Consider the following 10,560-nt stretch of genomic DNA (forward strand, 5'->3'; position numbering starts at 1 on the left):
CTGCGACAGCACCACTGGCTGCGCCCACCCGTCACCCACCACCGCCCTCGACGGACGCCTGGCGGCGCAGTAGCCGGCCGGAGCAACGGAAGGCGTCCACCGAACAGACCCTAGCCGACGCCCTTGCTGAGCGAACCGAGCAGGTCGGTGTTCAGCTGGGAGATCGTGTCAAGCGGGATGCCCTTCGGGCAGACCGCGGCGCACTCACCGATGTTGGTGCAGCCGCCGAAGTCCTCCTCGTCCTGCTGGTTCACCATCTGCACCACACGGGCGGCCCGCTCGGGCTGGCCCTGCGGGAGCATGCCCAGGTGCGTGACCTTGGCGGCGGTGAACAGCATGCTGGACGCGTTCGGGCAGGCCGCGACGCAGGCGCCGCAGCCGATGCAGGTCGCGGCGTCGAACGCGCGGTCGGCGTCCGGCTTCGGGATCGGGTTGGCGTGGGCGTCCGGTGCGGTACCCGTCGGGGCACTGATGTAGCCGCCCGCCTGGATGATGCGGTCGAACGCGCCGCGGTCCACGACCAGGTCCTTGACGACCGGGAACGCGCTGGCCCGCCACGGCTCGACGGTGATCGTGTCGCCGTCGTTGAAGCTGCGCATGTGCAGCTGGCAGGTGGTCGTACGCTCCGGACCGTGCGCCTCGCCGTCGATCACGACACCACAGGCGCCGCAGATGCCCTCGCGGCAGTCGTGGTCGAACGCGACCGGCTCCTCCCCCTCCAGGGTGAGCTTCTCGTTGAGAACGTCGAGCATCTCCAAGAAGGACATGTCGGGCGAGACGTCCGTGAGCTTGTAGGTGACCATCCGGCCCTCGTCGTCACGGCCCTTCTGGCGCCATACGCGCAGAGTGATGTTCACTTGTAGCTCCGCTGCTTCATCTCGACGTACTCGTACTCCAGGTCTTCCTTGTGGAGCACGGGCTTGCTGTCATCGCCGCCGAACTCCCAGGCCGCGACGTAGGCGAACTCGTCGTCGTGGCGGAGCGCCTCGCCGTCCTCGGTCTGGCTCTCGGCGCGGAAGTGGCCGCCGCAGGACTCACGGCGGTGCAGGGCGTCGATGCACATGAGCTCGCCCAGTTCCAGGAAGTCGACCACACGGCCGGCCTTCTCCAGGGCCTGGTTGAGCTCGTCGTTGGTGCCGAGCACCTTGACGTCGCGCCAGAACTCCCGGCGCAGGTCACGGATGAGCTCGATGGCCTTGCGCAGCCCCTCCTCGGTGCGCTCCATGCCGCAGTACTCCCACATGATGTGGCCGAGCTCCTTGTGGAAGGAGTCGACGGTACGGGAGCCCTGGATCGACAGGAGCTTGTCGATGCGGGAGGTGACCTCTTCCTTGGCGACCTGCGCGTCCGGGTGGCTCTCGTCGAGCTTCTCGAACGGGCCGTCGGCAAGGTAGTCGTTGATGGTGTTCGGCAGGACGAAGTAACCGTCCGCCAGACCCTGCATCAGCGCGCTGGCGCCCAGGCGGTTGGCGCCGTGGTCGGAGAAGTTGGCCTCACCGGTCACGAACAGGCCCGGGATGGAGCTCTGCAGGTCGTAGTCGACCCACAGCCCGCCCATGGTGTAGTGCACGGCCGGGTAGATGCGCATCGGAACCTCGTACGGGTTCTCACCGGTGATGCGCTGGTACATGTCGAAGAGGTTGCCGTACTTGGCCTCGACGGCGTCGCGGCCCATGCGCTCGATGGCGTCGGCGAAGTCCAGGTACACACCCAGACCGCTGGAACCGACACCGCGGCCCTCGTCGCACACGTTCTTGGCGGCGCGGGAAGCGATGTCGCGCGGCACGAGGTTGCCGAAGGCCGGGTACTTGCGCTCCAGGTAGTAGTCGCGCTCGTCCTCGGGGATCTCGCGCGGGTCGCGCTTGTCGCCGTGTTCCTTGGGAACCCAGATGCGGCCGTCGTTGCGCAGCGACTCGCTCATCAGGGTCAGCTTGGACTGGTAGTCGCCGCTGACCGGGATGCAGGTCGGGTGGATCTGCGTGTAGCACGGGTTCGCGAAGTGGGCGCCCTTGCGGTGCGCACGCCACGTCGCGGTGACGTTGCTGCCCATGGCGTTGGTGGACAGGAAGAAGACGTTCCCGTAGCCACCGGTGGCCAGGACGACGGCGTCGGCGAAGTGCGTCTCGATCTCACCGGTGAGCATGTCGCGCACGATCACACCGCGGGCCTTGCCGTCGGAGATGATGAGCTCGAGCATCTCGTGCCGGGTGTTCATCTGGACACTGCCGGCGGCGATCTGGCGCTCCAGGGCCTGGTAAGCGCCGATCAGCAGCTGCTGACCCGTCTGGCCGCGCGCGTAGAAGGTACGCGAGACCTGCACACCGCCGAAGGAGCGGTTGTCGAGCAGACCGCCGTACTCACGCGCGAAGGGCACACCCTGGGCGACGCACTGGTCGATGATCTCGACACTGGTCTGGGCGAGGCGGTACACGTTCGACTCGCGCGAACGGAAGTCGCCGCCCTTGACGGTGTCGTAGAACAGCCGGTGGATGCTGTCGCCGTCGTTGCGGTAGTTCTTCGCCGCGTTGATACCGCCCTGCGCGGCGATGGAGTGCGCGCGCCGGGGGCTGTCCTGGTAGCAGAACGAGGTGACGTTGTAGCCGGCCTCGCCCATGGTCGCGGCAGCGGCGGCACCGGCCAGACCGGTCCCGACGATGATGACGGAGAGCTTGCGCCGGTTCGCGGGGTTGACCAGCTTGGCCGAGAAACGGCGCTTGTCCCAGCGCTCGTTGATCGGCCCTTCAGGGGCCTTCTCGTCCCGGATCGGGGCGCCCTCGATGTAAAGGTCGTTCTCAGACAATTAACCCACCAGTCCAAAGGTGACCGCCAGCGGCGGGAGCAGGAAGCCGACCGTCAAGATCAGCGCGATGCCCAGCGCGACAGCGTTGATCTTGCCCTGGCGACTGGCCTTGTTGAGGCCCAGCGTCGCCATACCGCTCCAGATGCCGTGCCGCAGGTGGAAGCCCACGGCGATGACGGCGGCGACGTAGAAGAGCGTCACGTACCAGAACTCGGGCTGGAAGCCGTTGAGGAGCCGCTCGTAGGGGCTGTCGGAAGCGCCGCCCGGCGCGATGACGTTCACCGTCAGGTGCAGGATGTGGAAGATGACGAAGAGCGCGATCAGCACGCCGCCCCACCTCATGGTGTAGGACGAGTAGGTGCGCTGCACTCGCTTCGTCACCGCGTAACGCTGCGTGCGGGCCTTGCGTGCGCGGATCGTCAGGACCGCCGCGGAGTAGATGTGGATCAGGACGCTCGCCAGAAGGACGATGCGGAAGACCCACAGGAATCCGCTCTCGGGCAGCAACGGGTAACCCAGCTCGCGGAGGCCCTGGGCATAGCCGTCGAAGGCCTCCTGGCCCGAGAAGACTTTCAGGTTGCCGTACATGTGCGCGATCAAATACAGCACGAGGACCGCACCGGTGACAGCCATCGCTGACTTGAGCGCCACCGTGGACCCGTAGGCCGTAGACCGCTTCTTGGTCAAGGTACTGTTCGCCACAGCCTGCCACTTTAAATTCGAGTTAAGACCGACGTCCAAGTCATCAGGACCCTGGTGTCCATAGCCGTAGGCTATGGAGCATGCAGTTCCAACAGCTCTCGTACTTCGTCGCTGTGGCCCGCACGCGCCATTTCACCCGCGCAGCCGAGGTTTCACGCGTCGCACAGCCGAGCTTGAGCAAACAGATTCGTGCACTTGAGCGCGAGTTGGGTGCGCCGTTATTCAGTCGTGCCAGGGGGAACATCACACTCACTCCGGCCGGGGAGGCCTTGCTTCCCCTGGCCCAGCGCATGCTGACCGACCTGGAGACCGCCCGGCGCGAGGTCGCGGAGCTGGCCGGCGTCCGCCGCGGACGGGTGCGGCTGGGTGCGACGCCCTCGCTGTGCGCAGGACTGCTCGCCGACGTCCTGGCCGACTTCCACACCCGCTACCCGGGCATCGAGCTGCACGTGGAGGAGAGCGGTTCCCGCGATCTGATCCGGGACCTCGGCCGTGGTGAACTCGACCTGGCACTGATCATCCTGCCCCTGCAGAGCAGCGACCCGGACTTCATCACCACGCCGATCCTGCGGGAGAACCTCGTGGTGGCGAGCTCGATGACGGCCCCCTCTCCCAACGGGCGGGCGTCGATGCGCATCACAGAACTGCGCGAACGCCCGCTGGTGATGTTCCGGCGGGGCTACGACGTGCGCGAGGCGACCCTGCGGGCCTGCCGTGCCGCCGGGTTCGAGCCCGAACTCGCGGTCGAGGGCGGGGAGATGGACGCGGTCCTGCGCTTCGTGGAGGCCGGGTTGGGCCTGGCCGTGGTGCCGAGCATGGTGCTGAAGAGCCGTCCGGGCCTTCGCGGGACCCCGCTGGCGCGTCCGCGGCTCCTGCGCACGGTCGCCCTGGCTCGGCGGAGGGACGTGGAGCCCTCCCATTCGGCGGAGGCCTTCCGGCGCCACCTGAACACCTACCTGTTGGACCTGACCCCGGACGAGCTGGGACCGGACCTGGAGGTGCTCATCTCGGCCGCGGACGCGGGCGCGCCCGAGCGGAGCCGGTTGTCGCTGCCCGACGAGGACACCGACGACGATCTCTGACGAGCCTCGAGCGGCCCACCCACGACCGGAGCGCCCCCTCGACCGGGCCACTGCTGAACACAGTGCCCGCGCCCCGACCGACCGCCACACACGGCACCGCACGACTGTCAACGGTGGCTGATGTCACACTCATTTCCCGAGGTTTTCTCGGAACCCCTGGTGTGACCGTAATCACAGCGTCTTACCGTGGCTTCCTGGATCGATTCGCCAGGAGGTGGAATCCACGGTGACGTCCACGAGCAGCCCGCCCACCGGGCGGGCCCGTATCCCCCGACGAACCCTCCGGACCGATCGCTGGTGGCTCGGCCCCGTGCTCACGACACTGGGGCTGGCCGCCTTCGTCTTCTACGCGACCGCGCGCGTCTTCCAGCAGGACCACTACTGGGTCGGCGAGCACCACTACCTGACCCCGTTCTACTCCCCGTGCCTGGCAGCACAGTGCGTGCCCGAGGCCTCCCTCTTCGGCCGGCTCCCGGTCGAGTTCCCCCCGCTGGTCCCCTACGCGCTGCTCAGCCTGCCGATCCTCCTGCTGTTCCGCGTGACCTGCTACTACTACCGCAAGGCCTACTACCGCTCGATCTGGCAGGCACCCACCGCCTGCGCAGTACAGGAGCCCCACCGCACCTACACCGGCGAGACCCGGCCGCTGATGCTCGGCCAGAACGGCCACCGCTACTTCTTCTACCTCGTGGGTGCCATCACCCTCATCAACACCTGGGACATGGCGGTCCCCTTCTTCCACGGAAGCGACGGCGGCTTCGGCGTGGGGCTGGGCAACCTCATCATGTTCGTCAACGTGCTCATGCTCTGGGGCTACACCCTCGGATGCCACTCCTGCCGCCACGTGATGGGCGGCAGGCTCAAGAGCTTCGGCAAACGTCCCGTCCGCTACTGGCTGTGGTCCCGCATCTCGGTGCTCAACAGCCGGCACATGCTGTTCGGCTGGCTCAGCATCGCCACCCTGATGACCACCGACTTCTACATCTCGCTCGTGGCGAGCGGGACCATCACCGACCTACGCCTCTTCAACTGACACACCGGGCCCGCACCCGAGTCCACGGAAGAAAGGCACACATGCCCCCCACACCCGAGGCCGACATCACCCGGTACCGCTACGACGTAGTGGTGATCGGTGCGGGCGGAGCCGGGCTCCGCGCCGCGATCGCCGCACGCGAGCAGGGAAAACGCACCGCCGTCATCTCCAAGTCGCTCTTCGGCAAGGCCCACACCGTCATGGCGGAGGGCGGCGCGGCGGCGGCCCTGGGCAACACCAACGCCGACGACACCTGGCACACCCACTTCCGCGACACGATCCGCGGCGGCAAGTTCCTCAACGACCCGCGCATGGCCGAACTGCACGCCCGCGAGGCCCCCGAGCGGATCCTCGAACTCGAGTACTGGGGTGCGCTGTTCGACCGCACCGGCGACGGACGCATCAGCCAGCGCAACTTCGGCGGACACGAGTACCCGCGCCTGGCCCATGTCGGCGACCGCACCGGACTGGAGATGATCCGGACCCTGCAACAGAGGGTCGTGGCCCTGCAACAGGCCGACGCCGCCGAGCTCAGCGACCCCGACGCCATGTTGCGGATCTTCGCCGAGACGGCCGTGACCGAGCTGGTCACCGACGAGACCGGGGCGATCGCCGGTGCGTTCGGGTACCGGCGCGTCGACGGCGGGTTCGTGCTGTTCGAGGCGCCCTCGGTCGTGCTGGCCACCGGCGGTATCGGCAAGGCCTTCAGCACCACGTCCAACTCCTGGGAGTACACCGGCGACGGGCACGCGCTGGCCCTGCGCGCCGGGGCCTCGCTCGTCAACATGGAATTCGTGCAGTTCCACCCGACCGGGATGGTCTGGCCGCCGTCGGTGCGCGGCATCCTCGTCACCGAATCGGTGCGCGGCGACGGCGGGGTGCTGCGCAACTCCGAGGGCGAACGGTTCATGTTCGGTTACGTTCCGGACGTCTTCCGCTCCCAGTACGCCGAGACCGGGGCCGAGGCGGACGGATGGTACGAGGATCCTGCGAACAACCGCCGCCCGCCGGAACTGTTGCCCCGTGACGAGGTCGCCCGCGCCATCAACACCGAGGTCAAGGAGGGCCGGGGATCGCCGCACGGCGGGGTCTTCCTCGACGTGTCCACGCGGATGCCGGCCGAGGAGATCCACAAGCGCCTGCCGTCGATGCACCACCAGTTCAAGGAGCTGGCCGACGTCGACATCACCGCCGAACCCATGGAGGTCGGCCCGACCTGCCACTACGTCATGGGCGGGGTACGGGTGGAGGCCGAGACGGGTGCCTCCGACGTACCCGGGCTCTTCGCCGCGGGCGAGGTGGCCGGTGGCATGCACGGTTCCAACCGGCTGGGCGGCAACTCGCTGTCCGACCTGCTGGTGTTCGGCCGGCGCGCCGGTCTGGGCGCCGCGGCCCGTGCGGACGACCACCACGGTGCCGGGGTGTCGGGGGAACGCGCTTCGGAGTCGGTCTCCCGTGCACTGGCCCCGCTCAAACAGGGCCGGGGCGTCAACCCCTACACCGTACACACCGAGCTCCAGGAGACCATGAACGACCTGGTCGGGATCGTGCGCAAGGGCCCGGAGATGGAGGAGGCCCTGGAACGCCTCGCGCAGATGCGGGAACGCACCGACATGCTCAGCGCCCCCGGCGACCGGGTGTACAACCCGGGCTGGCACCTGGCGTTGGCGCTGCCGAACATGGTGCTGGTGTCGGAGGCGGTGACCCTCGCGGCCCTGGAACGCACCGAGTCCCGGGGCGGGCACACCCGCGACGACTACCCGGAGATGTCGCCGCAGTGGCGGCAGGTCAACCTCGCCGCGCGCCACGGCGACGACGGGGTGTCGCTGACCACGCGGCCGCTGTCCGGGATCCCGTCCGAGCTGCTCGCGCTCTTCGACGACGACGAACTCGCCAAGTACCTCACCGAGGAGGAGCTGTCATGACCGAACGCACCTTCCGCGTGTGGCGCGGTTCCGGGGAGAACGGGGAACTCACCGACTACACGGTCGAGGTCAACGAGGGCGAGGTGGTGCTCGACGTGCTCCACCGGCTCCAGGCCACCCAGGTCCCGGACCTGGCCGTGCGGTGGAACTGCAAGGCCGGCAAGTGCGGCTCGTGCTCGGTGGAGATCAACGGGATGCCGCGGCTGTCGTGCATGACCCGCATGAGCGTGTTCGCACCCGACCAGACCGTCACCGTCACCCCGATGCGGACCTTCCCGGTCGTGCGGGACCTGGTCTGCGACGTCTCGTACAACTACGAGAAGGCCCGCGAGATCCCGGCGTTCACCCCGGGCCCGAAGACCTCGCCCGGGGACTTCCGGATGCAGCAGGAGGACGTGGAACGCTCACAGGAGTTCCGCAAGTGCATCGAGTGCTTCCTGTGCAACAACGTGTGCCACGTGATCCGCGACCACGAGGAGAACAAGGAGCACTTCTCCGGGCCGCGGTACCTCATGCGCGTGGCCGAGCTGGAGATGCACCCGGAGGACACCGCCGACCGGAGGCAAATCGCCCAGGACGAGTTCGGCATGGGGTACTGCAACATCACCAAGTGCTGCACGGAGGTGTGCCCCGAGGGCATCCGGATCACCGACAACGCGCTGATCCCCCTCAAGGAGCGGGTGGCCGACCGCAAGTACGACCCGCTGGTGTGGCTGGGCAACACGATCGGGCGGCGGCCGAAGGACACCCCGATCGTGCCCAACACCCGGCGCCCCGCCGAGGAGGAGTGACCCGGACCCCGCCTGTCGGTGGGCCGGGGTAGCGTCGTGGCGCCCGGTCGAGGTTCCGGCCCGGCCGGGCTCGAGCAGGGCGGCGCGACAGGGGGACAGGGGCCATGGCCGAGGACACCAGTTTCAAGCGGCACTTCGACGGCGCGTCCGCGCGGCAGCTGGGTGAGCGCATCCGTGTGGTCCACCCGGGCTTCGACGTGGAGGGGTACGCCGCCGAGGTCGCCTCCCGGGTGGGTCCGCTGGAGCTCAAGGACCGGGTGCTGGTGATGGCCGAGGGGCTGCGCGACCGGCTCCCTCAGGACTACGACGAAGCGGTCGGGATCCTCGTGGAGTCCCTGCACCTGCGGCTCGGGGACGACGAGGACACCTTCCACGACCGCTACCTGCTCATGCCCGTGGCCCGGTTCGTGGAGGAGTACGGAACCGACCACCCGCAGGCCTCGTTCCCGGCCCTGGTCGGGATCACCAAACGCCACACCAGCGAGTTCGCGGTCCGCCCGTTCGTCCGTCGCCACCCCGGGGCGACCATGGCACTCATGCGTGCCAGTGCCCTGGACCCGGACGAGCACGTGCGCCGGTTCGCGAGCGAGGGGATCCGGCCCCGGTTGCCATGGGCCTCCCACCTGGCGGAGTTCATCGCCGACCCGTCCCCGGTGCTGGAGGTCCTGGAACCGCTGCGCAGCGATCCGTCGGCCTACGTGCGCACGTCGGTGGCCAACAACCTCAACGACATCGCGCGCGACCATCCCGACCTCGTGCTGGAGGTGGCCGAACGCTGGACACGGGAGAGTCCCACCCCCGAGACCGGCCGGATCGTCAAGCATGCCCTGCGCACCCTGGTCAAGGAGGGCGACCCGCGGGCGTTGGCGCTGCTCGGCGCGACCGGCGGCGAGCACGTCGTAGCGCAGGGCCTCACGGTGAGCCCGCATGTGCTGGACCTGGGCGGGACCCTCACCCTCGAGGTCGAGCTCACCAACACCGACACTCGGGCACACACGGTCGTGGTGGACCACGTCGTGCACCACGTTCGGGCCAACGGGACCCGCAGACCGAAGGTCTTCAAGTGGACCCGGGTGGAGCTTGCACCCGGCCAAAACCGCACCCTGCGCAAACACCACGCGGTCCGGCCGATCACCACACGCACCTACCACCCCGGGGAGCACCTGGTGGAGGTGCAGGTCAACGGAGTGATCAAGGCGTCGGCCGGGTTCGAACTCCGGGTGTGAGAGCCGACCGGGTCAGAACCCCCGGCTGGCCCACACCTCGAGGTTCTCGGCCGCCTCGGCGATGGTCGTGGACTCACCGTGGCCGGGGTGCACGATGGTTTCGCCGGGCAGGGTGACCAGGTGGTCGCGGATCGAGGCGATGATCCGCGGGAAGTCGGAGAAGGCCTGGCCCGTTGCGCCGGGGCCCCCGGGGAACAGGGTGTCGCCGGTGAAGACCGTCGACAGCTCCGGCGCGTACAGGCACACGCCGCCCGGGGTGTGCCCGGGTGTGTGCAGCACCTGGAGCTCGACATCGCCGGCGCGGAGCATCTCTCCGTGCAGGAGTGGGGCGTCGGGCTCGCGCCCCGGGTGCACGTGGTGCCACAGCTCTGTGTCGTCGGGGTGCAGCAGGATCGGGGAGTCGGTCAGGTCTGCGAGGTCGGCCGCGGCGTTGACGTGATCGCTGTGCCCGTGGGTGCAGACGATCGCCATGAGCTCACGGTCGCCCAGTCCTCGTGCGATCTCCTCGTGGTCGTGCGAAGCATCGATGACCACGGCGCTCTCGTCGTCGCCGACGATCCACACGTTGTTCTCGAGGTCGAACTCGCCGCCCTCGAGACTGATGACACCCGAGGTGCGCAGACGCTCGACAGGGGAAGGGGAGTGCACTCTCTCACCACCAAGACACGTCTTGCGGTCGGACACGGCGTAGGTCGAGCTTATCCCGCCGCACCCCGAGCGGTCGTGCGTGTCGGGTAAGAGCCGCGTTTGACTTTGATTCGGAACCGGCTCTTCCGAAGCGCCCGAACACCACACCTGGCCTGGCTAGATCGTTGATGGGGGTTGTGTCCGAGGGGCGAAGGGGTGAGGTGTTGACTCGGGGGTGGTGGTTCGTCGGAGCCGGGGCCATAACCCGGCCGGGCCTGCACGCAACCCTCGTCGGCGTCTGTTGCTCGTGGGGCTGGATGTGCCTGGTGTCCGGTTCTGGGTCGGGGATCTTGCTACCAGAGCCAATATCGGCG

The 10,560-nt window shown here is 68.3% G+C and carries 9 protein-coding genes; 5 read left to right on the forward strand and 4 right to left on the reverse strand.

The window, feature by feature from the left end; all coding sequences use genetic code 11:
* Positions 1-110: 110 nt before the first annotated feature.
* Genes D474_RS0111195 through D474_RS31510 form a run of 3 tightly spaced genes read right to left on the reverse strand, consistent with a single transcriptional unit; the run spans position 111 to position 3,451 of the window.
* The gene (locus D474_RS0111195) at positions 111-857 is read right to left on the reverse strand and encodes a succinate dehydrogenase/fumarate reductase iron-sulfur subunit (RefSeq protein ID WP_017613662.1); all 747 of its coding nucleotides are present in this window, start codon (positions 855-857) and stop codon (positions 111-113) included.
* Positions 854-2,800 (reverse strand): fumarate reductase/succinate dehydrogenase flavoprotein subunit, encoded by a 1,947-nt coding sequence (locus D474_RS0111200; protein ID WP_017613663.1) that lies wholly within the window; start codon positions 2,798-2,800, stop codon positions 854-856. The genes D474_RS0111195 and D474_RS0111200 overlap by 4 nt, the downstream gene beginning before the upstream one ends.
* Positions 2,801-3,451, reverse strand: a complete 651-nt coding sequence (locus D474_RS31510; RefSeq protein ID WP_086002941.1) for a succinate dehydrogenase cytochrome b subunit — start codon at positions 3,449-3,451, stop codon at positions 2,801-2,803. It lies immediately after the preceding gene.
* A 131-nt stretch (positions 3,452-3,582) separates the two neighbouring features.
* Here D474_RS31510 and D474_RS0111210 point away from each other — a divergent pair, with 131 nt between their 5' ends.
* The 5 genes from D474_RS0111210 to D474_RS0111230 all read left to right on the forward strand — a co-directional run bounded on the left by D474_RS0111210 (position 3,583) and on the right by D474_RS0111230 (position 9,559).
* Complete coding sequence (locus D474_RS0111210; RefSeq protein WP_026118386.1) at positions 3,583-4,584, forward strand: LysR family transcriptional regulator; 1,002 nt, start codon at positions 3,583-3,585, stop codon at positions 4,582-4,584.
* 214 nt (positions 4,585-4,798) lie between these two features.
* Positions 4,799-5,617: a hypothetical protein gene (locus tag D474_RS0111215; RefSeq protein WP_193373997.1), complete on the forward strand. Its 819-nt coding sequence runs from the start codon at positions 4,799-4,801 to the stop codon at positions 5,615-5,617.
* Positions 5,618-5,658: 41 nt separating this feature from the next.
* Entirely contained in the window at positions 5,659-7,542 is a 1,884-nt protein-coding gene (locus tag D474_RS28345) for a fumarate reductase/succinate dehydrogenase flavoprotein subunit (protein ID WP_017613667.1), read from the forward strand.
* Complete coding sequence (locus D474_RS0111225) at positions 7,539-8,333, forward strand: succinate dehydrogenase/fumarate reductase iron-sulfur subunit (RefSeq protein WP_017613668.1); 795 nt, start codon at positions 7,539-7,541, stop codon at positions 8,331-8,333. Before D474_RS28345 ends, D474_RS0111225 begins: the two co-directional genes overlap by 4 nt.
* Positions 8,334-8,437: 104 nt before the next feature.
* Positions 8,438-9,559 carry a hypothetical protein gene (locus D474_RS0111230; RefSeq protein ID WP_017613669.1) on the forward strand — a complete coding sequence of 374 codons (1,122 nt, stop codon included), beginning with the start codon at positions 8,438-8,440 and terminating at the stop codon, positions 9,557-9,559.
* A gap of 12 nt (positions 9,560-9,571) precedes the next feature.
* Here D474_RS0111230 and D474_RS0111235 read toward each other — a convergent pair whose 3' ends face one another.
* Entirely contained in the window at positions 9,572-10,207 is a 636-nt protein-coding gene (locus D474_RS0111235) for an MBL fold metallo-hydrolase (protein ID WP_017613670.1), read from the reverse strand.
* Positions 10,208-10,560 lie beyond the last annotated feature (353 nt).

Source organism: Nocardiopsis salina YIM 90010, from assembly GCF_000341025.1.
Lineage (GTDB): Bacteria > Actinomycetota > Actinomycetes > Streptosporangiales > Streptosporangiaceae > Nocardiopsis > Nocardiopsis salina.